Genomic DNA, 22,519 nt, shown 5'->3' on the forward strand with positions numbered 1-22,519 from the left:
CCGACCCCTCAGTCGTAGGTCGTCAGCTGCGGATCCCAGTCGGGACTGAGCCGATGCTGCAGCCACTCCCGCAGGGCAGGGCCGTATTCGTCACGTTCCAAAGCGAAATCGACCGCAGCACGAAGATAGCCGCCCGGGTTGCCCAAATCGTGGCGCGACCCACGGTGGACCACCACATGAACAGGATGACCTTCGGCAATGAGCAGCGCGACGGCGTCGGTGAGTTGCAGTTCACCACCCGCGCCAGGCTCGATCCGGCGCAGCGCGTCGAAAATGGCGCGGTCCAACAGGTATCGACCGGCGGCGGCGAAGGTGGACGGCGCGTCGGCGAGCGCGGGCTTCTCCACCATGCCTTTTACTCGGAGCACGTTCGGATTCACCGCGTCGGGCACGGTCGCCACGTCGAACACGCCGTAGGAGCTGACCTGGTCTTTCGGCACGTCGATGGCGCACAGCACGGTGCCGCCGCGCTTGCGGCGCACCCGGCTCATCACGTCGAGCACACCGGAGGGCAGCACCAGATCGTCGGGGAGCAGCACGGCGATGGCGTCCTCGTCGGCGTCGAGTGCTGCCTCGGCCTGGGCGACCGCGTGGCCGAGGCCGAGCGGTTCCTCCTGCACCACCGAGGTGACATCGAGCAGGCCAGGCGCCTTGCGCACCTTCTCGAGCAGCTGGAACTTGCCGCGCTCGGCCAGGGTGCCCTCGAGCACGAGGTCCTCGACGAAGTGCGCGACCACGCCGTCCTTGCCCGGTGAGGTGACAATCACCAGCCGCTCGGCGCCGGAGTCGGCGGCCTCGGCGGCGACCAATTCGATACCGGGGGTGTCCACCACCGGGAGCAGTTCTTTGGGGACCGTTTTGGTCGCGGGCAGGAACCGTGTTCCGAGCCCGGCCGCGGGCACCACGGCCGTGCGGAAGCACGAGACCAGCGTGGCATCGCCGGGTTGTCCGGCCTTTGCTGTCATGCGCATACCCTATCCATCCGTCACAGCCCCTGACTCGGCGTCGAGCCGACCGGTATTCCGGTCAGCCTATGGTGATCGACATGGAGATGCCCGGTGAGCGCGAGAAACATGCATGGCGCACCGAAATTATTGCTCGACGGCGGGCGGAGACCCCTGAGGAGCACGCGGCGGACACCCGCGCTTTGGTCGCCGCGGCCGGGCAACTCGACGTCGGCGCGTGGGTCTGCGCGTACGTGCCGGTGCGGGGTGAGCCGGGGTCGACCGAGCTGCTCGATGCGCTGCGGACGGCGGGAGCCAGGGTGCTCGTCCCGGTCACCGGACCGCCTGGCCCGTTGAACTGGGCCGAGTACACCGGAACAGACAGCCTGCGCCGGGCCAGGTTCGGCCTGCTCGAACCGGTTGCCGAACCGCTGCCGACGAGCGCGATCGCCATGGCCGGGCTGATCCTCGTTCCCGCGCTCGCGGTGGATCGGCGCGGCGTCCGGCTCGGGCGCGGTGCCGGGTACTACGACCGGACGCTGTCCGCCGCCGATCCGGGCGCGCGACTGGTCGCGGTGGTTCGCGACGACGAACTCGTCGACCGGTTGCCCGAGGAACCGCACGACCGGCGGATGGGCTGGGCACTGACCCCGAGAGCCGGGTTACAACGGCTTGGCGAAGATCACTTCACGGAATGAACTGCGGATTGGCAACGTTGGCACTGTCGGCTGTAGAGTGCCAGATGACGAAACCCGCGGAGGATCCTGTGCCAACTTACTCGTATGCGTGCACCCAGTGTGACAACCGCTTCGACATCGTTCAGTCCTTCTCTGACGAGTCGCTGACTGTCTGCCCGGAGTGCTCCGGGAAGCTGCGCAAGCTGTTCAACTCGGTCGGCATCGTGTTCAAGGGCAGCGGCTTCTACCGCACCGACAGCCGCGGCGGCGCGTCGACCGCGAGCGAGCCAGCGAAGTCCGACGGCTCGTCGTCCACGTCGAGCTCGGATTCCGGCTCGTCCAACGGCAGCTCGTCCAACGGCGCGTCCACCAGCAGCAGCACGTCCACCAGCACCGCTGTGGCCAGCTGATTCACTGAGTTATCCCCAGCCTCGAAGTTATCCACAACTAGCCGTTCTACCGGCCAGGCGGGTGCGATCACGGCCATAGGATCCGGCCATGACTCGATCCCTCGCCGACCTCGGCCGTGGCGCCCGCTTCGACGGGTGGCAGCGACCGCCATGGGCCGACGCCCTGCTGGCGCGGCGCCTGCTCGCCGCGGGATTGGTGATTCTCGCGGTCATTCTGTTCCTGCGCGGCGATCCGGACACGCAGCGGTCCACGGTGGTCGTCGCCGGACGTGATCTCCCACCTGGGCACGTGCTCACTGCGGACGATCTGCGGACCGCGCCCCGTGAATCCGCCGCCCTGCCCGACGGTGTCGTCCACGACCCCGCCGCCGTGCTCGGCGCGACGGTGACCGGAGCGATGCGCGGCGGCGAGGTCTTCACCGATCTGCGCGTCGTCGGATCCCGGCTTGCCGCCGTCGCGACCGGCGCGCGCGATGCGCGGATCGTGCCGATCCGCCTGGCCGACACCGCGGTCGCCGACATCCTGCGGGCCGGCGACCGCGTCGACGTGATCGGCGGCGAGGAACAGGGCGGACGACCCGCCCGCACCCTGGCGACCGACGCGGCCGTCGTCCTGGTGTCCGGGCCAGGCGACGGACGCGGCGCGAAAGAACGCGTTGTGCTCGTCGCGATGGACGCCGAACACGCCACGATCGTCGCGTCGGCCTCGCTGCGCACCGCACTTGCGGTGGTCTTTCACTGAATTGTTTTCGGTGCCACTCATCGAGTCGCCAACTTTAAACATCAAGGTCAACTAGCATCGGCATACGGCAGCCTCGACCGCCGAGCACGACTGGTTCAGCTCCACACGCAGAGGAGACATCGGCAATGCTCAAGGGTTTCAAGGATTTTCTGTTCCGCGGAAATGTCGTCGATTTGGCCGTTGCGGTCGTTATCGGCACCGCGTTCGTCGCGATCGTCACCGCATTCACCAATGGCATCATCAATCCGATCCTGGCCGTCTTCGGCGGCAGCAACGAACTGGGGCTCGGCTTCCAGCTCGTTGCCGATAAACCCGCGACCTTTGTTCAGGTCGGACCGATCATCACGGCGGCGCTCAACTTCGTGATCATCGCCGCCGTGTTGTACTTCGTCCTCGTCCTGCCTGCCACCCATGTGAAGAAGCGAGTCAGTCCGGAGGCCGCCGAACTCAGCGATACCGAAGTGCTGATCCAGATCCGCGATCTGGTCGCCGCGGGACAGCGCAGCGCGGGCGGCAAACACGAATCCTGAATGCCCTTGTGCCAGAACAAAAACGGGCCTGTCGCGATAGCGACGGGCCCGTTTTTCGTGCCCCAGTTGATATTCGGCGTCAGCCGAGGATGAATGGCTTGCCCCACAACGTCACCCAGGTAACGACGGAGTCGGTTTCGACGCTCAGGCTGACGAACGAGCGCGCCTGCACATACCCGTCGCAGCCGGAAAGACCGATGGTCTCGTCCCAAGCCACCGCGCCGCTGTTGCCCTTGAATGCGTTGATCGACTCGGTCCCCGCGCTCCCGGTGGAGTCGGCCTGCTCGAGATCAGCGACATAGAACGAAATAGCCTCGCCGAGACCGAGCGACAAATTGCCACCGGTGGCGGGTTCAACCTTCGGCTGGATCGTCTCGCCGCCGCCGTCGACGGTGCCGTTCATGGCGACATCCGCCTGGCAGGCCACGGTATACCCCGGGAAGATCGAGCCGCCCGCGCCCTGGGCGTCGCCGGAAAACTCGACATGTCCGCTGCCCGCCACCCGCGCGCTGCGCTGATTCGGCGTCGCCGCAACGGGTGGGCCGATGGCCACCGATTCACCGACCAACCTGATGGTGACCACGGTGCCGTCGACGAGCGTCTTGGTGATCTCGCCGCCGGGCAGCGGGATCACGATGTCGGCCTCGGCCGGGCCAATCGCGAGCAGACTTATCGCGACAGTGGCGGCAAGTCCGGTCGCCCGCGTCAACTGCTGACGGTTGATCATGGTGGAGCCACTCCTAGAGGTCTGAGTTCGCTTCAGCGAGTGGAGATTTGACGGCGCGAGACGCGCCAAAACGGGCCCGCCACCTCGGTGACGGGCCCGTTCGATGGATCAGCGTGGATCAGCCGAGGCTGAAGGGCTGGCCCCACAGCGTCACGTAGGACATGACGTTGGCGGTCTCGACCTTGACCTTGACGAACGCGCGCGCCTGCGCGTAGCCGCCGCAGCCGCCGAGGCCGATGGTCGAATCGGCCCAGGTGACCGAGCCGTTGGTGCCCTTGAAGGTGATCTGGGTCGAGTGATCTTCGTTGCCGAAGTCGTCGGCCAGCTCACGATCGAGCAGGTAGAACGACGCTGCCTGGCCGGGGCCCAGCGTCAGGTTGCCGCCGCTGCTGGCACCGAGATCGCCATCCTTGCCGTCCCACTGGACGCTGCCGTCGACGCCACCGGTGACGCCACCGCCGTCGATGTTGACCTGGCAGCCGACGACGTAGCCCGGACGGATCTTGCCGTACAGGACGCCTTCACCGGACACCTCGACCTGCGCCGAACCGGACACCCACGCGTTGCGGTGCACCGGAGTCGAGCCCATGGACGGGTTGATGTTGGCCGACTCGTTGACCAGGCGAACCTTGACGGTGGTGCCGTCGGACAGCGTCTTGACAATTTCGCCGCCAGGCAGCCCAACGAAGGTGTCCGCGTTCGCGGCACCGTTGGAGAAGAGGCCCAATGCGATGGTTGCGGCGGCGCAAGCACCAGCAGCGCGCGCCACATTCTTACGGTTGATCATGTGTTTAGTCCCTAAGGGGTTGAGTTCGTTTCAGCGAGAGGAATGTTCGACAGATTCGACAGACGTCAGCCAATGCTGAACGGCGCCCCGTAGAGGGTGGTCTTCGAGTAGTGGTCGCCGATGATCTCGACCACGGTGTAGGCACGCGCCTGCGCGTAACCCGCGCACCCCTGGATCTCCATCTCGACGTCCTGGTACTCGACGGAGTAGGTGCCGGCCTTGGTGATGTCCTTCAGTTCGATCTGCACGAACTTGACATCGCCGGGGCCGAGGTTCAGGCCGACGGAGCCGCCGAGTCCACCCTGCGTGAGGTTGACCTTGGCGGAGACGCCGACGGAGATCGCGTCATCGGCGATGCTGACCTGGCAACCGATGATGTAGCCGGTGTTCAGCTGAGACGTACCGTGCGTCGAGGAGTTGTTGCTGCCCGGCGCGTTCTTGGGGCCGTTCCAGGGACCGACCGTGCCTTCCGGAGTGACGGCGACATCGGCGGTGGCGTTGCCGGAGACCCAGACAACGCGGCCCGCGCCGTTGGACGCGAGCGACGGAGACACGATGGCGTGCTCTCCGGTGCGGGTAATGGTGACGTTCGGGCCGAGCTTCTGTCCGTCCGGCAACGGGACAAAAACGTCAGCGCTGGCGGCACCGGTCGAAAGCAATCCCATCGCCATGGCCGCGGCGGCGCCGACGCCTGCGGCGCGGGCGCCACGGCGCAGACCGTTGGTGCGGTTCTCGCTCATACTTCCCCTCATCAGGTTAAAACAGTCAGCCTCGACCATCGAGGCTGGACAGTGGTCCTCGCAGGCCCAGCTCAGTGTGTCGACCCTTTGTTGCCGGTGTGTAACCGGCAATTAAGTTCGGTGCGACGGCCTGGCTGGCGACCGGAACCGAGCCGGGTTCCGCCGAGTCGACGCGTACGTGCCGTACCCGGGCCTTTCGAAGTCCAGTGTGGGTGGCTCGTGGCGAACATTAAACGCTAGATAACGGCGCTGCAACGTGAGCTTTCGTAAAGATCAATGTGATGTAGATCACAATCGTTAACGAGCCAATAGCGTTTGACATGCATTTTTGCCTGACGCAGACAGTGGGACCGACCGGCCGGTGCTGACGAAGTCCCCATAGCGCCATGCGCTGAATACGGGACAAAGCCGTATGAAATAACAGGTGAATCTCGGGGATCTGAAACAGTCACAAGTATATTACGGGGCGCCATACTTTTCGATACGTAGCTACTACGTAGATATGGGGCGCTCAGCCGTGATGCGGCGGAATCTGTGCGCGCAACCAATCGTCGCTCGACGACTCGCACTCGGCGCCGTGGCCGCGCTCATCGCTCGTAGTGTCTGGGAGGGTGTCCCCGAAAATTTCGGCAAGACGTGCCGCATCCCTCGCCCGGCGAGCGGCCGGACGAGGGATGTTGTCGGAATCGTCGGACGTCGAAATTATTCGACCAATCCGGAAAGCTCGCCGATAACTTTGCTGGCGAGCGGGCCGAGCGTCGCCATACCGTCGCGCACCGCGGCGCGCGTGCCCGGCAGGTTGACCACCAGCGTGCTGCCGGAAACACCGGCGACACCGCGCGAGAGACCCGCGTCGAGCGAACCGGCGACCCGGCCGGACGAGCGAAGCGCCTCGCTGATGCCGGGCAGCTCGCGGTCGAGCACCTGCGAGGTGGCCTCCGGCGTGACGTCACGCGGGGACATGCCGGTGCCGCCGACCGAAATGACCAGGTCGACACCGCCGATCACCGCGGTGTTCAGCGCGTTGCGGATCTCGACCTCGTCGGCCTGCACCGACACCGAGGCATCCACGAGGAAACCCGCTTCGGTCAGCAGCTCGGTGACCAGCGGGCCGAGCGAGTCCACACCTCCATGCGCCGTTCGATCATCGACGACCACCACCAGAGCACGCCCCGCCACCGGAGCATCGATTTCCATGGTGCTCACCGTAGCGCTTGCGCCGAGAACCTCTGCGGCCGTGTCGAGCAGCGGCGTCCAGCCGCCCTGCAGCACGCGCATCACCGTCCGCCGTCCGCGGGGGCGCCGGTGAGGGTCACCTCGACGGTCTTGGGGTTGTTGCCTTGCTCATCGGTATAGGTGACCTTCACCTTGTCTCCTGGTTGATGCGAACGAACCGCGGCAACGAGTGCGTCGCCGGTATCGATGGTGCGGTCGTTGAGTTTCGTGACGATCACGCCTGCGGGAATGCCCGCCTTCGCGGCGGGACCGTCCGGAGTGGCGTCGAGCACCCGCGCGCCGTTGACCGTGTCCTGCGCCTGGATCTTGACGCCTATCTGCGCGTAGGTGGCGTGGCCGGTCTTGATCAGCTCGTCGGCGACGCGGCGAGCCTGGTCGATCGGGATCGCGAAGCCGAGGCCGATCGACCCGCTCTGCTGGCCGACGCCCGGCTCCCCCGCGCCGAGGCTGGCGATCGCGGTGTTGATACCGATGAGCTTGCCGTTGCCGTCGACCAGCGCGCCGCCGGAGTTGCCGGGGTTGATCGCGGCGTCGGTCTGGATCGCGTCGATCACCGGCTGCGGGGCGGCCGGGTTGCGCGGGCCCTCACCGCTGGTCGACACCGGGCGGTTCAGCGACGAAACGATGCCGGTGGTCACCGTGCCCGCCAGGCCGAGCGGCGAACCGATCGCCACCACCGGCTGGCCGATCTGCAGGTTGCCCGAGGTGCCCAGCTCGATCGGGGTCAGTCCGGTCTTGCCGGTGACCTTGATGACGGCCAGGTCGGAGACCGGGTCGGCGCCGACGATGGTCGCGGGCGCGGTGCTGCCGTCGGAGAACACCACATCCATCTTGGCGTTCGGGCCGCCGCCCGCGGCAACGTGATTGTTGGTCAGGATGAGGCCGTCGGTCGACAGGATGACGCCGGAACCCTCGCCCTCGGCGCGGCTACTGGCGACCTTGATCATCACGACACTGGGCAGCACCTTCTGCGCGACTGCCTGGGTCGAGCCTGCCGGTGCGTTCGAGACGTTGTTGACGTTCGGTTTCGGCTGTTCGAGTGCGTTGGTGATCGGCGAGCGCCCGTTGTCCGAGTGCGTCGCCAGTGCGCCGACCGCGCCGCCGACGCCACCGCTGACCAGTGCGAGCGCGACCGCGCCGAGCACGAGCCCGGTGCGGATCGGGCGCTTGGCCGGTGCCTGCTGCGCGCCGAAGGGGGCGGGTTGCGGGTGGCCGTGCGCACCGAACGCCGGATTGCCGTGTGGCGCCTGCGGATCGAACGGAGCGCCTGCCTGCGCATCGAACGCGCCGTACTCCTGGCCGGGGAACGGTTGAGTCTGCGAAGGCGGCGGGTAGGTGCCGAGCCCTGGCCGCGCGTCGTACGGCGCATAGGGCGCCTGCGGCGGCACATAGCCTGCGTCGGCCCCGTGGGGCGCGCCTGCCGCCGAAGCCGGGATCTGCTCGGTCGGCTGGGCCTGGCCGGGCGTGGCGTTCGCCGGCTCGTCCCGCCGGTCCTTCGAATCCTCGGTCATGGACTCCTCGTTTCTCCTCAACGTCTGCCGACCAGCTTGCCGACGACTACTGAGAGCGGACTGAGACCGTGCTTTCAATTGTCCGAGACTGCGTACCCACTTCTGGGCAACCCACCACACCCCCAGCCATACGATACGGCCAGGTGCCCGCTGCCGCGCGCCGACGTTTTCCCTGTCAGCCAACTGTTATGGACACCACTGCCCGGCCCGCGGCGCACGGTCAAGCGCCGACGGCCCGCCCGCCCTCGCCGGGCAGCACGATGCGGATCCGCGCACCGCCCGAGGCCGAACTCTCGATGGAGATCGTGCCGCCGTGTTTCGTCACGACCTGCTTGACGATCGCCAGTCCGAGGCCGGAGCCGGGCATGGAGCGGGAGGCGGTGGTCCGGTAGAAGCGCTCGAAGACCAGCTCGCGTTCGCCGGGCGGAATGCCTGGCCCTGCGTCGTCGACGGTCAGCTCGAGCAGGCCGCGGCCGGTTTCGCTCATGACGACGTGCACCTTGGCGCCTGCCGGGCTCCACTTCGCTGCGTTGTCGAGCACGTTGAGGACGGCCCGTTCCAGGCCTGCCTCGTGGCCGTAGACGAACCATGGCCTGATGTCGGCGACGAACTCGACCGAGCCGCGGCGGCGCCTGGCCCGTTCCAGCGCGCGCTCGACCACCTCGCCGAGATCGACGCGCTCGTAGACGGTTTCGGGTGCGTCCTCGCGGGCGAGGTCGACCAAATCGCCGACCAGGTTGGACAGCTCCTCGATCTGGGCCATCACGTCGGAGCGCAACTCGGCCATGTCCTCTTCCGGAATGCTCGGCGCGCCTGGACGACTGGAGGCCATCAGCAGCTCGGTGTTGGTGCGCAACGAGGTGAGCGGGGTGCGCAGTTCGTGCCCGGCGTCGGCGACCAGCCTGCGCTGCCGGTCGCGCGATTCGGCGAGCGCACGCAGCATCGTGTTGAAACTGTCCGTCAGCCTGGCGAGTTCGTCGTCTCCGGTGACCGGGATGGGCGTCAGGTCGTCGGTCCGCGCGATCCGCTCGGTCGCCGCGGTCAGCCGTCCGATCGGGCGCAGGCCGGTGCGACCGACCGCGGTGCCTGCCGCGGCGGCAAGCACGACGCCGCACCCACCGACCACGAACAGCAGCCAGGCGAGTCGATCGAGGACTTCCCTGGTTGGTTGCAGCCGCTGCGAGATGATCAGCGTCGCACCCAGATCCGAGCGCACGGCGAGCACGCGCTGCCCTTCGACGGTGCGCAATGACGAACTCAACGCGCCATTGGCCACATCGACTTCTTGTTGACCGACGGGCGGATAAGTCGACTGCGGCGGCGCCCACGGCTTGAGGTCCGGCCAGATCAACGCGATGCCGGTGTCGGGGTAAAACGCCGTCGCCACCATCATGTTTTGGTAATTGAACCCGTAGGGATTGCTCGCGATCACGCCATTCGCCCGGCTGCGCAGTTGCGTATCCACATTCGCGTACAACGCACGAGCGACCAACGCGTAGGCCGCGATCGATGTCACGGCAACCGCGATCGCCACGACGGACGCGGCGAGCAACGTCACGCGCCACCGCAGCGAAACGGACCTGGTGAGCGGGATGGGCGGCCGCATTTCGGCCGGGTCGGGCTGGCGCTGTTGCGGCCCGAGCCCGGCGACGACGGGTCGCTTCGGAACTGTTCGTGCCATCGTCATGCCCCTACGGGGGCGTCTCCCGCAGCACATAGCCGACACCGCGCACGGTGTGGATGAGCCGTGGCTCGCCTTCGGCTTCGGTCTTGCGGCGCAAATAGCCGATGTAGACCTCCAGCGCGTTTCCCGAGGTCGGGAAGTCGTAGCCCCACACCTCTTCTAAGATGCGGCTTCGGGTGAGCACCCGGCGCGGATTGGCCATCAGCATTTCCAGTAGTGAGAACTCGGTGCGTGTGAGGCTGATCGCACGTTCGCCGCGAGAAACCTCTCTGGTGACCGGATCCAGCGACAAATCGGCGAACACCATTGCCTCGGAAGTTTCCCCGGGGTCGGCGGTCGTGCGACGCAACAGTGCTCGCAATCGTGCGAGTAATTCTTCCAATGCGAACGGCTTCGGCAAATAATCATCGGCTCCGGCATCGAGCCCGGCAACCCGTTCCGACACCGAATCCCGTGCTGTCAAAACGAGAATGGGAAGATCGTCGCCGGTGCTGCGCAAGCGCCTGCAGACCTCGAGCCCATCCATCCGGGGCATCATGACGTCCAACACCAACGCGTCCGGTCGCTGACTGGTTGCCTTGTCGAGGGCATCGACGCCGTCGACCGCGAGATCGACGGAGTAGCCGTTGAAGGTCAGCGACCGGCGCAAGGACTCCCGAACGGCGCGATCGTCGTCGACTACCAGAATGCGCATGCGACCAGTTTGACCGTATCGACTGAGAGGCAACTGAGAGGCACCTCCCGACACGCCGCGACGGGTCGGCCCAGCGCGCCGGAGGACAGCAGCCGTTCAGCTATCGGCCACCGAGGGTCATCTTGATCATTTGTCCAGTTGTTCTGTAGACTCAGGAAGTGTCGCTACGTGAAACCTGTTACGCGTAGCCATATTCGGGCACCATCCGACCTTGTCCCTCAGATTGCCGATGGCCTGTCCTCGCGGTATGTTCCGTGCGGTAAAAAGAAGACCTTTAGTTGGTTCTCGGCGGGTTAGATCCCACTACGTTGAACAGCACGTGCCATCCCGAGGGCCCTGCGCGGAGTGGAGGCGACGGAAGCGGAATGGAAAAGGCACCGCGTTCCTGGTATTTCAGCCTGTCCAACATGTCGGTCACGCGTAAGGTCGGCATCGTTCTACTGCTGCCCGTGCTGCTTGCCTCGACCTTCGCCGGCTTACGCATCAAGGACGAGCTCGGCGTGATCGCCAAGCTCGACACGGCCACCGAGCAGGCCCGCATCTTGCGCCCCATGCTCGTATTCGGTCAAGCCACCGAGACACTCGCCATCGCCGCGGTCAACGCGCGCCCCGAAGACAATCTCGACCCGATCGCCGCCAAGTTCGACCAGGCGGCAGTGAACCTGGAAACCGCGCTACGGTCCGGCAAGACCGAAGACAGCTTCACCAAGGAGCTCGGCGCGGCCATCGCGGTCGGCCGCACCATGCGCAACGGGCTGCGCACCGCCTCGCCGCTGACCATCGGCGAACAGGTCGGCGAAGTCGGCACCCGGATCGTCACCGCGACCTCGGTGTCCTCCTCGATCGAAGAGATCGTCATCCAGCGCTACTTCCTGCAGCTCGGCCTCATCGCCAACGCCAGCCGCGTGCTCACGCAGGAACAGATCATGGTCGCCACGGCAGGTCCGGGCGCCAACCCTCAGGTGGTCGGCCAGATGCTGACCACGCTCGGCGCCGAGATCGTGCTGGTCAACATCTACGCGCAGTTGAACCCCGAATCGGCGACCAACGCCCCGGCCTTGATCGAGGCGGTGAACGCCAGAATCGGCGCGTTCGGCCAGAACCCCGCCAACCCGAGCGCCAACCCGGCGATCACCGATTCGCTCAAGCTCAGCACCGACAACTACCGCCAGGCCACCACCGCGCTGCTCGGCACGGTCGACGTCAAGCTCGCCGACCGGACCACCGAGCTGCGCAGCGCGGTGCTGCGTGACGTCGCGATCGTGGTCACCACGCTGCTCGCCGGCCTCGCGCTCGCGCTCGCGGTCGCCCGCTCGCTGGTCGTCCCGATTCGCCGCCTGCGCCATGACGCCCTTCAGGTCGCGCACGTCGACCTGCCGAAGGAGATCGAGGTGGTGCGTGCCGGTGGCGCGACCCCGGAGATCGCCCCGGTCGACGTCAAGACCACCGAGGAGATCGGCCAGCTGGCCCGCGCGGTCGACGACATCCACCAGGCCTCGCTGCATCTCGCCGCCGAACAGGCTCGACTGCGACTGCAGATCGGCAGCATGTTCGAGACCCTGTCCCGGCGCAGCCAATCGCTCGTCGAGCAGCAGCTCGCCCTGATCGAGGATCTGGAACACGACGAGGACAACACCGAACGGCTGCAGAGCCTGTTCCGCCTCGACCACCTCGCGACCCGCATGCGCCGCAACGGCGACAACCTGCTCGTGCTCGCGGGCACCGCGCTGCGCCGCGGCACGCTGCACCCGGTCCAGCTCTCCGACATGCTGTGGAGCGCGGTCTCCCAGGTCGAGGACTACCAGCGGGTCGAGATCGGCGCCGTACCCGACGGCATCGTGGCCGGTGAGCCTGCGATCGACATCGAGCACCTGCTCGCCGAGCTGATCGACAACGCGCTGCGCTACTCGCCGCCGACCACCCCGGTCACCGTTTCGGTGGCCCGCGCGGTCGACGGCGGCTACCTGATCGAGGTCATCGACCGCGGCCTCGGCATGTCGGCCGACGACCTGACCGCCATCAACGACCGGCTGAGCTCCGGTGGCGAGGTGACCGTCGAAACCGCCCGCCGCATGGGTCTTTTCGTCGTCGGCAGGCTGGCGAAGCGGCATACGATCACCACCAACCTGCGCCGCACCTCCACCATGGCGCAGCAGCCGGGCATCACCGCGAGCGTGCACCTGCCAGGTGCGCTCGTCTCGCCGCCGCTGGACGCCACCGACCCGCAAGGTCAGGCACCGCTGCACCGGACCGGTGACTACTCGATCATCGCGCCGCCGTCGCACCACACGCAGCCGCGCAATCTGGTCCCCGTCCCGAATCTGCCGCAGCACAACGCACCTCGATTCGACGTGTCGAATACGGGCCTGCCGCAGCGCAGGCCTGCCATCCGGGTCGCCGAGGCGCCCGGCCAGCCCGCGATCTCGGTTCCGGCCCGAAACAGTGGCCGCGACAGCGACGCCATCGACGACGCCGAGTCGCAGCCGCCGACCGAGCCGTGGTCGATCAATTCGCCGACCGACGACCGGTCGCCGTTCGGCCCGCCGACGGTGACCTCCAGGGGCAACGACGCCGAGGAGCGCGCCACCGACCTGTGGGCCGAGCCGTCCACCGAACCCGAGCGGTTCCCCGAACCGCAGCGCGACCAACCACTGCACCGCCCCAGCGTTTCGCGCGAACCCGCCAGGACCACCTCGCGGTCCGGGCTCCCGATCCGGCGACCGTCGACCGTGCCGGAGCCTGCCCCGCAGCCGCGGACGCCCGAGCCGTCGATGGTCACCTCCTCGCGGCTGCAGCCGGTGGCGGGCGCCTCGCCGACCCCGATCTATCAACGCATGGTGTCGGAGTGGCTGGTCGAGCCCGCGACGTCGCAAACATCCGAGGGCACCTGGACCTCACCAGCGGACGCAGGCTGGATAGCCGCCGAGGAGGCGACCCGGCCGACCCCGACGGGTCGCACCAGCGGTGGTCTGCCCATCCGCACGCCAGGCGCGCAGCTCGTGCCCGGCGGCCTGGCCCAAGCAGACGAAGCTGGAGCCCGTGATCCCGAAGAAATCCGCAACAACCTGACCAGGCATCTCAGTGGGGTCCGCAGCGGGCGGGCAAATGCGCAGTACAACGACGGAGGGCTTCCATGACCAAGGCGAACAACACCACGGATGAGAACCTGAACTGGCTGGTCGCCCGCTTCACCCGGGACGTGCCCGGCGTATCCCATGCGGTACTCGTCTCGGCCGATGGTCTGTTGCAGGCGACCAGCCCGCACCTGCCTGCGGATCGGGCCGAGCAGCTCGCCGCGGTCACCGCAGGCCTCGCCAGTCTGTCGATGGGCGCCGCGTCGCTCTTCGACGGCGGCAAGGTCATGCAGTCGATCGTCGAGATGCAGCGTGGCTATCTTCTGGTTATGAGCGTCGGCAATGGTTCACACATCGCCGTGCTCGCCAACAAGTCGCACGACATCGGCCGGATCGGCTACGAGATGGCGCTGTTGGTCGACCGGGTCGGCACGGTGGTCTCCGCCACCGCCCGTACCGCTGTTTGAGCGTGAGATGTCCAATCCATTCGGACCTGGACCTAAACCGACCACCCGCGTCCGGCCGTATGCCCTGACCTCGGGGCGCACCGAGCCCGCAGTCGACCTGCCCATGGAAGCGGTCATCGAGACCCTGTCTTACACTGCGCATCTCGACTGGCCGACCGGTGATGTTCGCACGGATATCCTTAGGCTGGGTACACACCGGTTGTCCGTTGCCGAGATTGCCGCTCATTTGGATCGGCCGCTCGGCATGGTCCGGGTGATGATCGGCGACCTCGTGGTCGATGGGATCCTGCGTGTCCATTCGACACTGACCGACGAGGCGAGTTTCGATGAGCGCCGTTCTTTGATGGAGAGGACTTTGCGTGGACTCCGTGCCCTATAGGAAAATCGGGCCAGACACCAACCCCGGCCAGGCCGATTCCGACAACCGGATGGCCTCGACGAAGATCGTGGTCGCCGGCGGTTTCGGTGCGGGCAAGACGACGTTTGTCGGCGCGGTGTCGGAGATCGTTCCGCTGCGGACCGAAGCCATGGTCACCAGGTTCTCCGACGGCATCGACGACCTCGCCGATACGCCGGAGAAGGAAACCACCACGGTTGCCATGGATTTCGGCCGCATCATCCTGCCGGGCAACCTGGTGCTCTACCTGTTCGGCACGCCGGGGCAGCGACGCTTCTGGTTCATGTGGGACGACCTGATCCGCGGCGCGATCGGCGCCGTCGTGCTCATCGACACCCGCAGGCTGGAGGACAGCTTCGCGGCGGTCGACTTCTTCGAGGCACGCAATCTGCCGTTCCTGGTCGCGGTCAACCGTTTTCCGAACGCGCCGCGTTTCCCGATCGCCGAACTGCGTGAGGCGCTCGCGGTGCGCGAGGGTGTGCCGATCGTCGACATCGACGCGCGCAACGCGAACGAGGTGCGCCAGTCGCTGGCCGCGGTGACCGAGTACGCCATCCAACGGCTCGCCGTGCAGGAGAAGGAACAGGCGGTCCTTTGAGTTATTTCAGCATGGGGTACTGGCTCATCGGCCTGTCCGTCGCGGTGTCGGTGGTCGGCACGCTCGTCGGTTTCACCTGTATCCGGCAGTCGGCACGCTCGCTGACGACCCGGTTCCGGGTGGTGTGGCAGGTGTCGGCGGCGATCTCCATCGGTGGCGTCGGTGTCTGGCTACCGGTGTTCGTGTCGATGCTCGGTCTCACGGTGCGGGGCAGCCTGATTCGGTACGACGTGCTGAATGTGACCGGGGCCGCAGCGGTTTCGGTGCTCGGCGTGTGGGCCGCGCTGGCGATCGCGGGCCCGACACTGCGCGTGCCTCGGCTCGTGCTTGCGGGGCTGGTGATGGGCGGCGGTTTCGGCCTGATGCATTTCCTGGCGTTGAACGCCATCCGCATTCAGGGTTCGACCGAGGTGCAGCCGCTGATGCTGGCGGGCGCGGTGGCGATCGCCGTCGCGATTTCGCTTGCCGCACTGTGGTTCACCAGGTCGTTCCGGCCGCTGGCCGCGCTGGTCGGCGCGGCGGTGGTGTTCGCGGCCGGCGTCATGGGCCTGCATTTCACCGATCTCGTCGGCCTGGAGAGCCAGCTCTCGATGAGCAGCACGACACCGCCGGGCAAGGACCTGTTCGGGTTCTTCGTTCCGGTGTTCGTGGTCGGCATGTTGTCGCTGGCCATCCCGATCAGCGCGATCCTGATCGCGCCCGATCGGCGCACCGTCGTCCCCGCGCGGATCGTCAAGGCGAACTCCACCTTCTGAGCGCCCGGGTTCCCCGATGCCGCCGAAATCCCTGATTGCCCGATTTACAGTGTGAGACATGCGTTTCGGTCTCGACTACGCCGGGGGTCGTCCGGGCGGCGCGGCGATCCGCGCGGCGGGTTTCGACTTCGTGGTGCGGTATCTGTCCCCGGGTGGCCCCACGCTGCCAGGCAAGTTGCTGACCCCGGCCGAGGCCGATGATCTTCGGGCGCACGGGGTGTCGATCGCGGCCAATTGGGAAACCACCGCGACCCGCATGCTCGACGGCTATGGTGCTGGCATCGTGGATGCGCGGGCCGGTCTTGCGCAGGTGTTGCGATGCGGCGGCCGGGAGGATCGGCCCATCTACTTCTCCGCCGATTTCGATGCGACGCCGCAGGATCAGCAGCGGATCAATGCCTACCTCGACGGCGCCGCGACCGTGCTAGGTCGCGCGAATGTCGGTATCTATGGCGGGTTTTGGTCGGTGAGCCGCGCACTGGACGCGGGTAGCGCACGCTGGGCATGGCAGACCGACGCCTGGTCAGGCGGCAATATCGAGACGCGCCGCAACATCCATCAGACGCTGCGCCAGCAGACGGTCGGTGGCGTGGTCTGCGATGTGAATGTGGCCGAGACGACCGATTTCGGTCAGTGGGATTTCTTTGCACAGGAGGACGCGGACGTGACACCGGAGCAGGACGCCGTGCTGCGCGATATTCAGGTCCAGTTGCGTGGGCCTGGCCTGGCGGGCTGGCCGCAGTTGGGCACCGACGCGGAGGGGCATTTCCTTACCGTGGTCGACGGGCTGGCCGCGGCACTCACCCGGATCGGCGAGCTGGAGGGCGAGTGCGTCGAGTTACGCACCGAGATCAGCGAATTGGAGGCCACGACGGCCGATCTGGCGGCGCAGGTGGAGCGGCTGAACGGGCGGCATTGGCCGTGGCCGTTGTCGTTGATCGAGGGGCCTGCGACGCTGGTCGGCGATCGGCTGGCACGACTGGAGTCCTTGTTGTCTGACTTGCCCGGTTTGCCGGATCGCGGAGCGGGTATGCGGGACTCATCGAGTAGTGGTGCGCTGGAGTCGCGTTCGTCGCGATGATGGTCGGCTCGTGCGGTGATGGTGCGTCGCGCCTGGTAGGCGGAGTGCCGCGGCCGGGAAGTTTGGCGATGAGCGGGTTCTCTCGGGAACCGGGAGAACCCGCCCTCTCGCACGAGGGTACCGGCGTCAGGACACGATCGCATCACTTCACGGAGACTTTTCCGGCCCTCAAAAACCAACCCACAGTAGGTATTTCGCCCGGCAGCTACCCGATCGCAATTACATCGTGCGCGAGGATGCAACGTCATCCTACCTGCGTCGATAGCTAACCGATTGCCAAATGCGCAACCTTTGTGCGAAGACTGCTCATCAACCCCGCGCGACGACTCGATTCATCGCACGGCGGAGCGTTCCTACCCAAGACAGCACCATCCGAGTTATCGTCGGCTGGCACAAGGCGCTCGACAGGCGCCAACACACAGGTTCGTTCGAAGGAGTTCGCATGGGGCCTAACTGGGTTGGACTGGCCTGAATCAGCCGACCGTCTCGGTGTTTGTCTCATTCCGTCGCGTCGAGTTCTTCGGCTCTCAGTAGGTGCCCTCCCGGGCAGGGGCGGCCTTTCTCAGGTATGCCATATCCCGGAACACGAAGACCGACCGCAGCGCGGAGCGTTCCTACCCAAGACAGCACCATCCGAGTTATCGTCGGCTGGCACAAGGCGCTCGACAGGGCGCCAACACACAGGTTCGTTCGAAGGAGTTCGCATGGCCGTCAACGTGGTGCTCGACAAGGCTCTTGATAAGGCGTATGAGAGCAAGTCGCTGAACGAAATTCTCGCCGCCCCGCCCTCGGCCCTCGCCGGTCTCACCGAAGCGCACGACAAGCAGCTGCTGGACGCGCTGAAGATCAAGACGATCGCCGACCTGGCCAACAACAAGTACTTCCGGTTGGCGGCAACGCTCGCCGATCTGGCCGCCAAAGAGGGCTAGCCAGCACGACAACCGACAGCGGGTCCGCGGAACTTCCGCGGACCCGCTGTCGGCGTGATCAGACCTGTTGAACCGGTCGGATGTTCAGTTCTTGTCGAGGTCGACGAGACCGCGCCGCACGGCCGCGACCAGGCGACGGGGCACCTTGTGCACCACCCCGCCGACGGTCACCGGAACCAGGTCCGGCGGTGTCGCTTTCCACTGTGCGCGCCTGCTGCGGGTGTTCGACCGCGACATCCTGCGCTTCGGCACCTCCATCTCAGACCTCCCCGCGACGAGTGCGCTTGCCGTACTTGCGCTCGAATTTCTCCACGCGCCCTTGGGTATCCAGCACGCGGTGCGCGCCGGTCCAGAACGGGTGCGAATCCGACGTCACGTCGACCGTGATCAGCGGGTAGGTGTTGCCGTCGGCCCAGTCGACGGTGCGCGTGCTCGTCGCGGTCGACCTGGTGAGGAACCGCTTGCCGGTGCCTACGTCCTCGAACACCACCGGGTGGTAGTCCGGATGGATCCCTGTCTTCATTTCGCTTCTCCTCTCGGGCTTTTCACGTCTTCGATGGGCAACATGGCGCCGTCGGTGTCCGTGCAGGGGTCGGCGTGCCACGCGCCGAAGGGGTCCTCCCACTGGGCAACTCGCTCCGGCGCGCGCTCGACCAGGCGCAGTTCGTCGTCCTCCACCAGCGCCCAGTGCAGCGCGGTGCGGATCTCGGTGGGGTCGGCGTCGTGCACGAGGATCACCAGCGAGATGTCGCGATCGCCGAACTGGTCGTCCCAGCGCAGCGCCGCCATCGCGCGGCGATCCGGATCGGCCTGCGCCAGTTCGGCTTCCGACATCGCGGCCAGCCAGCGCCCCGCACTGCCGACACGCAGGCCACCGCCCGCCGACTCCAGCCACGCGACGTCGTCGGGCTGGGTCGCCAGCCACATCCGCCCGCGCGCGGTCACCACACCGTCGAAGAGCACGTCGAGCGCCTCGTGCAGGCGGGCGGGATGGAACGGCCTGCTCGCGGCGAATTCCAGAAGGGTGACACCGTAATCGCTGGTGAGCGGCGGCTGTCCGCGCAGCAGCGGCGCGTGCGCGTCGAATACCCGCCCGCGGCGCGAATGGGTGGGAATGCGCGCGAGGAGTGCCTCCACCCGGAACGCGGTGAGCGCGTAGGGATCATCGGCCCAGAGCACCGGCGCGTCGGGCACGAGCCGGGCAAGCACCGCACCGAGCCTGCCGCGATCGGCCTCGGCTCCCGGCTCGACCGGCCCCAAAGCGATGACGCCGTCGGCGAATTCGACCTGGCCGACGGCCACCTGGGCCACCGTGCGTTCGTCGTCGGCGCGGGCGAGGCCGCGTTCGGCCATGGTCTCCTCGCCGGTGGCGTCGGCGAGCCACCGGTCCGCGTCCAGGCAGGTGAGCACCGCGTCGACACGCACGTCTCGCCCGGCGGGGGCGTCCACCCGGCCGAGGATGCCAGCGACCACCACGGTGTCGATGGCCTGGCAGACCGCCTCGGCCTCGAAGGCGGGATCCAGCGCGAGCACGATCCGGTCGACGGAGTCCCGCGCGGCCAGCGTGCGCAGCAGCGGGAGCAGGTCCATGCGCAACGTGCATGACACGCAGCCGTGCGCGAGCTCGAGGACGTCCGACGTCTCGTAGGTCGCGCTGCGCACCGTGCGGTGCACGATGCCTTCCCGCAATTGGTCCAGGTCGTGGTGGACCACGACGGTGCCCGCCGCGTCCTGGCACAGTGCGTCGGCCACCTGGCCGACGCCGACGGCGGCGAGCCCGGCGAAACCCGCGAGCACCACGACGGGCGTCCTCCGGTCGGCCTCGGGTGGGAGCACTGACAGCACCTCTTTTCGATAACGATTTTCATTTGCCGTAGGCCAACGCTACAGTGTCGACCAGCCGTTGTCGAAAATGATTGTCATCTACCGGAGGGAGCCCGCATGTCGGCGCACTGCCAGGTCACCGGGCGCAAGCCCGGGTTCGGCAAGTCCGTCTCGCACTCGCACAAGCGGACGAACCGCCGCTGGAACCCCAACATCCAGCGCAAGACCTACTACCTGCCCAGCGAGGACCGGCGGATCACGCTGACCGTCTCCGCCAAGGGCATCAAGACCATCGACCGGGACGGGATCGAGGCCGTGGTTGCCCGGATCCGACTGAGCGAAGCGAAGCGGGCCAATAGGCAGAGCCGAGCCCGCGGCGACAAGATCTGACCAGGGAGAAACCATGGCGTCCAAGTCGACCGAGATCCGGCCGATCATCAAACTGAAGTCCACCGCAGGCACCGGGTACACGTACGTGACCAGGAAGAACCGCCGCAACGATCCCGATCGAATGCTGTTGCGCAAGTACGACCCGGTGATCCGCAAGCATGTCGATTTTCGCGAGGAGCGCTGAACACGATGGCGGACAACACCTTTACCGGGGAGCACTGACATGGCGAAGAAGTCGAAGATCGCCCGCGACGCCCAGCGCCGCGCCGTCGTCGCGCGCTACGCCGAACGCCGCGCCGAGCTGAAAGAGCTACTGCGCAAGCCGGGCACGCCGGCCGCCGTTCGCGCCGATGCCCGCGCTGAGCTGCAACGACAGCCGCGTGATGCCAGTCCGGTACGATTGCGCAATCGGGACGCCGCTGACGGACGACCGCGCGGTCATCTCCGGAAGTTCGGACTCTCCCGTGTGCGTGTGCGCGAGATGGCCCATCGCGGCGAGCTGCCCGGTGTGCGCAAATCGAGCTGGTAGAAGACCACCACCGTTCTCGTACGAAGGAACCGTCATATGGCAGTCAAGCGAGCACCGTCGAAGAAGGTTCGCGCCGAACAGGCCCGCCGCCCGAAGAAGAACCCGCTCATCGCCGCAGGCATCGAGCAGGTCGATTACAAGGACGTCAACCTGTTGCGCACGTTCATCTCCGATCGCGGCAAGATTCGCAGCCGCCGGGTCACCGGGCTCACGCCACAACAACAGCGTCAGGTCGCCGTCGCGGTGAAGAACGCCCGCGAGATGGCTTTGCTGCCGTTTACCAGCCGGTAGGCACCGCACACTTGCCGACCGAACGACCGAGCCCTCGGACTTCGCCACCGCGATCCGGGGGCTCTTCGTGTGTCCGAACGCCGCCGCGCAAGCCCCAAGTCACTGCGCCGCAAGGACCCTTGACCGCGGGTACAGGACATGTCGTGCATCTCGGCTAAAGATGAGCAATCGATGATCCGAGGACGATTCCGGGTCGAACATGTTTCACTTTGCCACCCCCCACCCGCCCCGCAGCATCGTGAACTGCGCAGATAACGATCCGGAGAACAAACGTTCACCGAATCACGATGCAATCACAGGTGCATACAGCAAATGGCTCGTAATCTAAACACTTCAAAGACCGACTGGACTGTGACCTTCATCACACCGCAATCTCTTCAGGTGTTATAGCCAGATGATATCACCCACAAAAACGGCCACGGTGATACATTATTCAGCGCGAGAAAAACACATTCACCTCTCGGGGGTGGCAATTTATGGCCCACCAAGCCAGTATTACGATGATTGGTTCCTACAGACCCGATCGAATCGTATCCAATGCTGAATTAGCCCCCGAATTGGGTGTTGATGAGACTTGGATTACCACGCGCACAGGAATCGTCGAACGGCGCTTCGCCAGGCCGGACGAGTCCGTCACTTCGATGGCCGTCGAGGCCGCGCAATCCACGCTTTCCGCGGCGAAAGTTTCCGCGACTCGTGTCGACGTCGTGATCGTCGCCACCTCAACGCATATGTTGCAGACTCCGGCCAGCGCGCCGATGGTCGCCGCTGCCCTCGGCTGTGCCTCGCCCGCCGCGTTCGACATCTCGGCAGGCTGTTCCGGCTACGCACATGCGATCGGTCAGGCGGCAGCACTCATCGACGCCGAGCAGGCCGACACGGTGCTGGTGATCGGCTCCGAAAAGCTGAGCAACAACATCGATCTCAAAGAACGCACGGTTGCCCCGATCTTCGGCGACGGCGCAGGCGCCGCGCTGATTACGCGCACCGAAACCGGGAATATCCGCAAGACTGTCTGGGGCAGCCTCGGCGAACGCGCCGAGCTGATCAGGCAGGAACCCGACTGGGACACGCTGCGCAAGTACCCGGACTCACCGGGCGGTGGCTACCTGAGGATGGAAGGCACCGAGGTCTTCCGCTGGGCCACCTCCGAGGTGCCGAAGGTGGTCGTGCAGATCGCGGATGCAGGCGGCGTCTCGCTGGCCGACATCGAGGTGTTCGTCCCGCATCAGGCCAACACCCGCATCATCGACAACATCGCTCGCCAGCTCGGCTGGCAGAACAATTCCGTCGTGGTCGCAAACGACGTCCGACGAGCCGGAAACACTTCCGCCGCCGCCCTGCCGTTGGCTATTCACGACCTGATTTCCTCGGGTCGGGCACAACCAGGTCAGTTGGCGCTGCAGGTATCGTTCGGCGCAGGACTTTCCTGGGCGGGCCAGGTATTCGACCTTCCACCGGTTGCCTGACCCCGAATGCCCGACGCCCACCGGAAGTTGCTC

At 66.4% G+C, this 22,519-nt stretch carries 27 protein-coding genes; 16 read left to right on the forward strand and 11 right to left on the reverse strand.

Features of this window, described 5'->3' with window-relative positions; all coding sequences use genetic code 11:
- Positions 1-8 precede the first annotated feature (8 nt).
- Positions 9-965: a UTP--glucose-1-phosphate uridylyltransferase gene (locus NA11_RS10505; RefSeq protein ID WP_069161712.1), complete on the reverse strand. Its 957-nt coding sequence runs from the start codon at positions 963-965 to the stop codon at positions 9-11.
- 80 nt (positions 966-1,045) lie between these two features.
- On the opposite strand from NA11_RS10505, the gene NA11_RS10510 reads away from it, so the two are divergent.
- The 4 genes from NA11_RS10510 to mscL all read left to right on the forward strand — a co-directional run bounded on the left by NA11_RS10510 (position 1,046) and on the right by mscL (position 3,303).
- Complete coding sequence (locus NA11_RS10510) at positions 1,046-1,642, forward strand: 5-formyltetrahydrofolate cyclo-ligase (protein WP_069161713.1); 597 nt, start codon at positions 1,046-1,048, stop codon at positions 1,640-1,642.
- 68 nt (positions 1,643-1,710) lie between these two features.
- Entirely contained in the window at positions 1,711-2,031 is a 321-nt protein-coding gene (locus NA11_RS43795) for an FmdB family zinc ribbon protein (protein WP_084654507.1), read from the forward strand.
- 88 nt (positions 2,032-2,119) lie between these two features.
- Positions 2,120-2,773, forward strand: a complete 654-nt coding sequence (locus tag NA11_RS10515) for an SAF domain-containing protein (protein ID WP_069161636.1) — start codon at positions 2,120-2,122, stop codon at positions 2,771-2,773.
- A 125-nt stretch (positions 2,774-2,898) separates the two neighbouring features.
- Positions 2,899-3,303 (forward strand): large conductance mechanosensitive channel protein MscL, encoded by a 405-nt coding sequence (gene mscL, locus NA11_RS10520; RefSeq protein WP_069161637.1) that lies wholly within the window; start codon positions 2,899-2,901, stop codon positions 3,301-3,303.
- A 79-nt stretch (positions 3,304-3,382) separates the two neighbouring features.
- On the opposite strand, the gene NA11_RS10525 is transcribed toward mscL, so the two are convergent.
- The 7 genes from NA11_RS10525 to NA11_RS10555 all read right to left on the reverse strand — a co-directional run bounded on the left by NA11_RS10525 (position 3,383) and on the right by NA11_RS10555 (position 10,682).
- Entirely contained in the window at positions 3,383-4,030 is a 648-nt protein-coding gene (locus tag NA11_RS10525; RefSeq protein WP_069161638.1) for an MspA family porin, read from the reverse strand.
- Positions 4,031-4,148: 118 nt separating this feature from the next.
- A complete protein-coding gene (locus NA11_RS10530) occupies positions 4,149-4,817 on the reverse strand; it encodes an MspA family porin (protein ID WP_069161639.1) in 669 nt (222 codons plus the stop codon).
- A gap of 65 nt (positions 4,818-4,882) precedes the next feature.
- A complete protein-coding gene (locus NA11_RS10535; protein ID WP_069161640.1) occupies positions 4,883-5,557 on the reverse strand; it encodes an MspA family porin in 675 nt (224 codons plus the stop codon).
- Between the two features lie 702 nt (positions 5,558-6,259).
- The gene (locus tag NA11_RS10540; protein ID WP_218471713.1) at positions 6,260-6,754 is read right to left on the reverse strand and encodes a MogA/MoaB family molybdenum cofactor biosynthesis protein; all 495 of its coding nucleotides are present in this window, start codon (positions 6,752-6,754) and stop codon (positions 6,260-6,262) included.
- 80 nt (positions 6,755-6,834) lie between these two features.
- Complete coding sequence (locus NA11_RS10545; RefSeq protein WP_084654493.1) at positions 6,835-8,304, reverse strand: S1C family serine protease; 1,470 nt, start codon at positions 8,302-8,304, stop codon at positions 6,835-6,837.
- 220 nt (positions 8,305-8,524) lie between these two features.
- Complete coding sequence (locus NA11_RS10550) at positions 8,525-9,985, reverse strand: ATP-binding protein (protein ID WP_069161715.1); 1,461 nt, start codon at positions 9,983-9,985, stop codon at positions 8,525-8,527.
- 10 nt (positions 9,986-9,995) lie between these two features.
- The gene (locus NA11_RS10555; RefSeq protein WP_069161642.1) at positions 9,996-10,682 is read right to left on the reverse strand and encodes a response regulator transcription factor; all 687 of its coding nucleotides are present in this window, start codon (positions 10,680-10,682) and stop codon (positions 9,996-9,998) included.
- Positions 10,683-11,089: 407 nt separating this feature from the next.
- Here NA11_RS10555 and NA11_RS10560 point away from each other — a divergent pair, with 407 nt between their 5' ends.
- The 7 genes from NA11_RS10560 to NA11_RS10590 all read left to right on the forward strand — a co-directional run bounded on the left by NA11_RS10560 (position 11,090) and on the right by NA11_RS10590 (position 17,983).
- Positions 11,090-13,819, forward strand: coding sequence for a sensor histidine kinase (locus NA11_RS10560; RefSeq protein WP_245745814.1), 2,730 nt, complete (start codon positions 11,090-11,092; stop codon positions 13,817-13,819).
- On the forward strand, positions 13,816-14,223 hold the full coding sequence (locus NA11_RS10565) for a roadblock/LC7 domain-containing protein (RefSeq protein WP_069161644.1): 408 nt from the start codon (positions 13,816-13,818) through the stop codon (positions 14,221-14,223). The genes NA11_RS10560 and NA11_RS10565 overlap by 4 nt, the downstream gene beginning before the upstream one ends.
- Before the next feature lie 7 nt (positions 14,224-14,230).
- Positions 14,231-14,602 carry a DUF742 domain-containing protein gene (locus NA11_RS10570; RefSeq protein WP_029900002.1) on the forward strand — a complete coding sequence of 124 codons (372 nt, stop codon included), beginning with the start codon at positions 14,231-14,233 and terminating at the stop codon, positions 14,600-14,602.
- A gap of 49 nt (positions 14,603-14,651) precedes the next feature.
- Positions 14,652-15,218, forward strand: coding sequence for a GTP-binding protein (locus tag NA11_RS10575; RefSeq protein ID WP_069161716.1), 567 nt, complete (start codon positions 14,652-14,654; stop codon positions 15,216-15,218).
- Positions 15,215-15,973, forward strand: a complete 759-nt coding sequence (locus NA11_RS10580; protein ID WP_069161645.1) for an MHYT domain-containing protein — start codon at positions 15,215-15,217, stop codon at positions 15,971-15,973. The genes NA11_RS10575 and NA11_RS10580 overlap by 4 nt, the downstream gene beginning before the upstream one ends.
- Before the next feature lie 58 nt (positions 15,974-16,031).
- The gene (locus NA11_RS10585; protein ID WP_069161646.1) at positions 16,032-17,054 is read left to right on the forward strand and encodes a DUF1906 domain-containing protein; all 1,023 of its coding nucleotides are present in this window, start codon (positions 16,032-16,034) and stop codon (positions 17,052-17,054) included.
- A 704-nt stretch (positions 17,055-17,758) separates the two neighbouring features.
- Positions 17,759-17,983: a hypothetical protein gene (locus NA11_RS10590; protein ID WP_069161647.1), complete on the forward strand. Its 225-nt coding sequence runs from the start codon at positions 17,759-17,761 to the stop codon at positions 17,981-17,983.
- Between the two features lie 84 nt (positions 17,984-18,067).
- Here NA11_RS10590 and rpmF read toward each other — a convergent pair whose 3' ends face one another.
- From rpmF to mrf, 3 genes are read right to left on the reverse strand one after another with little or no spacing between them, the layout of a single operon-like run.
- Positions 18,068-18,241 carry a 50S ribosomal protein L32 gene (gene rpmF / locus NA11_RS10595; RefSeq protein ID WP_069161648.1) on the reverse strand — a complete coding sequence of 58 codons (174 nt, stop codon included), beginning with the start codon at positions 18,239-18,241 and terminating at the stop codon, positions 18,068-18,070.
- Between the two features lies 1 nt (position 18,242).
- Complete coding sequence (locus NA11_RS10600; protein ID WP_069161649.1) at positions 18,243-18,506, reverse strand: type B 50S ribosomal protein L31; 264 nt, start codon at positions 18,504-18,506, stop codon at positions 18,243-18,245.
- Positions 18,503-19,828: a ribosome hibernation factor-recruiting GTPase MRF gene (gene mrf / locus NA11_RS10605; protein ID WP_069161650.1), complete on the reverse strand. Its 1,326-nt coding sequence runs from the start codon at positions 19,826-19,828 to the stop codon at positions 18,503-18,505. The genes NA11_RS10600 and mrf overlap by 4 nt, the downstream gene beginning before the upstream one ends.
- Before the next feature lie 96 nt (positions 19,829-19,924).
- Here mrf and rpmB point away from each other — a divergent pair, with 96 nt between their 5' ends.
- The 5 genes from rpmB to NA11_RS10630 all read left to right on the forward strand — a co-directional run bounded on the left by rpmB (position 19,925) and on the right by NA11_RS10630 (position 22,486).
- A complete protein-coding gene (gene rpmB / locus NA11_RS10610; protein WP_069161651.1) occupies positions 19,925-20,197 on the forward strand; it encodes a 50S ribosomal protein L28 in 273 nt (90 codons plus the stop codon).
- 13 nt (positions 20,198-20,210) lie between these two features.
- Positions 20,211-20,381 carry a 50S ribosomal protein L33 gene (gene rpmG / locus NA11_RS10615; RefSeq protein WP_069161652.1) on the forward strand — a complete coding sequence of 57 codons (171 nt, stop codon included), beginning with the start codon at positions 20,211-20,213 and terminating at the stop codon, positions 20,379-20,381.
- A 39-nt stretch (positions 20,382-20,420) separates the two neighbouring features.
- A complete protein-coding gene (gene rpsN / locus NA11_RS10620; protein ID WP_069161653.1) occupies positions 20,421-20,726 on the forward strand; it encodes a 30S ribosomal protein S14 in 306 nt (101 codons plus the stop codon).
- Between the two features lie 36 nt (positions 20,727-20,762).
- A complete protein-coding gene (rpsR, locus tag NA11_RS10625; RefSeq protein ID WP_069161654.1) occupies positions 20,763-21,017 on the forward strand; it encodes a 30S ribosomal protein S18 in 255 nt (84 codons plus the stop codon).
- 476 nt (positions 21,018-21,493) lie between these two features.
- Positions 21,494-22,486, forward strand: a complete 993-nt coding sequence (locus NA11_RS10630) for a beta-ketoacyl-ACP synthase 3 (protein ID WP_069161655.1) — start codon at positions 21,494-21,496, stop codon at positions 22,484-22,486.
- Positions 22,487-22,519: the final 33 nt, after the last annotated feature.

Source organism: Nocardia altamirensis NBRC 108246, assembly GCF_001612685.1.
GTDB lineage: Bacteria > Actinomycetota > Actinomycetes > Mycobacteriales > Mycobacteriaceae > Nocardia > Nocardia altamirensis.

What these genes read in the sequence shown, in the direction of transcription:
- mscL (WP_069161637.1), top strand. Translation starts at nt 2,899, where the DNA reads ATGCTCAAGGGTTTCAAGGATTTTCTGTTCCGCGGAAATGTCGTCGAT.
- NA11_RS10535 (WP_069161640.1), bottom strand. Translation starts at nt 5,557, where the DNA reads ATGAGCGAGAACCGCACCAACGGTCTGCGCCGTGGCGCCCGCGCCGCA.
- rpsR (WP_069161654.1), top strand. Translation starts at nt 20,763, where the DNA reads ATGGCAGTCAAGCGAGCACCGTCGAAGAAGGTTCGCGCCGAACAGGCC.
- NA11_RS10585 (WP_069161646.1), top strand. Translation starts at nt 16,032, where the DNA reads ATGCGTTTCGGTCTCGACTACGCCGGGGGTCGTCCGGGCGGCGCGGCG.
- rpsN (WP_069161653.1), top strand. Translation starts at nt 20,421, where the DNA reads ATGGCGAAGAAGTCGAAGATCGCCCGCGACGCCCAGCGCCGCGCCGTC.
- rpmB (WP_069161651.1), top strand. Translation starts at nt 19,925, where the DNA reads ATGTCGGCGCACTGCCAGGTCACCGGGCGCAAGCCCGGGTTCGGCAAG.
- NA11_RS10530 (WP_069161639.1), bottom strand. Translation starts at nt 4,817, where the DNA reads ATGATCAACCGTAAGAATGTGGCGCGCGCTGCTGGTGCTTGCGCCGCC.
- NA11_RS10510 (WP_069161713.1), top strand. Translation starts at nt 1,046, where the DNA reads ATGGAGATGCCCGGTGAGCGCGAGAAACATGCATGGCGCACCGAAATT.
- NA11_RS10575 (WP_069161716.1), top strand. Translation starts at nt 14,652, where the DNA reads ATGGCCTCGACGAAGATCGTGGTCGCCGGCGGTTTCGGTGCGGGCAAG.
- NA11_RS10505 (WP_069161712.1), bottom strand. Translation starts at nt 965, where the DNA reads ATGACAGCAAAGGCCGGACAACCCGGCGATGCCACGCTGGTCTCGTGC.
- NA11_RS10515 (WP_069161636.1), top strand. Translation starts at nt 2,120, where the DNA reads ATGACTCGATCCCTCGCCGACCTCGGCCGTGGCGCCCGCTTCGACGGG.
- NA11_RS10545 (WP_084654493.1), bottom strand. Translation starts at nt 8,304, where the DNA reads ATGACCGAGGATTCGAAGGACCGGCGGGACGAGCCGGCGAACGCCACG.
- rpmG (WP_069161652.1), top strand. Translation starts at nt 20,211, where the DNA reads ATGGCGTCCAAGTCGACCGAGATCCGGCCGATCATCAAACTGAAGTCC.
- NA11_RS10600 (WP_069161649.1), bottom strand. Translation starts at nt 18,506, where the DNA reads ATGAAGACAGGGATCCATCCGGACTACCACCCGGTGGTGTTCGAGGAC.
- NA11_RS10630 (WP_069161655.1), top strand. Translation starts at nt 21,494, where the DNA reads ATGGCCCACCAAGCCAGTATTACGATGATTGGTTCCTACAGACCCGAT.
- NA11_RS10590 (WP_069161647.1), top strand. Translation starts at nt 17,759, where the DNA reads ATGGCCGTCAACGTGGTGCTCGACAAGGCTCTTGATAAGGCGTATGAG.
- NA11_RS10560 (WP_245745814.1), top strand. Translation starts at nt 11,090, where the DNA reads ATGTCGGTCACGCGTAAGGTCGGCATCGTTCTACTGCTGCCCGTGCTG.
- NA11_RS10555 (WP_069161642.1), bottom strand. Translation starts at nt 10,682, where the DNA reads ATGCGCATTCTGGTAGTCGACGACGATCGCGCCGTTCGGGAGTCCTTG.
- NA11_RS10565 (WP_069161644.1), top strand. Translation starts at nt 13,816, where the DNA reads ATGACCAAGGCGAACAACACCACGGATGAGAACCTGAACTGGCTGGTC.
- NA11_RS10550 (WP_069161715.1), bottom strand. Translation starts at nt 9,985, where the DNA reads ATGGCACGAACAGTTCCGAAGCGACCCGTCGTCGCCGGGCTCGGGCCG.
- NA11_RS10570 (WP_029900002.1), top strand. Translation starts at nt 14,231, where the DNA reads ATGTCCAATCCATTCGGACCTGGACCTAAACCGACCACCCGCGTCCGG.
- NA11_RS10540 (WP_218471713.1), bottom strand. Translation starts at nt 6,754, where the DNA reads ATGGAAATCGATGCTCCGGTGGCGGGGCGTGCTCTGGTGGTGGTCGTC.
- NA11_RS10525 (WP_069161638.1), bottom strand. Translation starts at nt 4,030, where the DNA reads ATGATCAACCGTCAGCAGTTGACGCGGGCGACCGGACTTGCCGCCACT.
- rpmF (WP_069161648.1), bottom strand. Translation starts at nt 18,241, where the DNA reads ATGGAGGTGCCGAAGCGCAGGATGTCGCGGTCGAACACCCGCAGCAGG.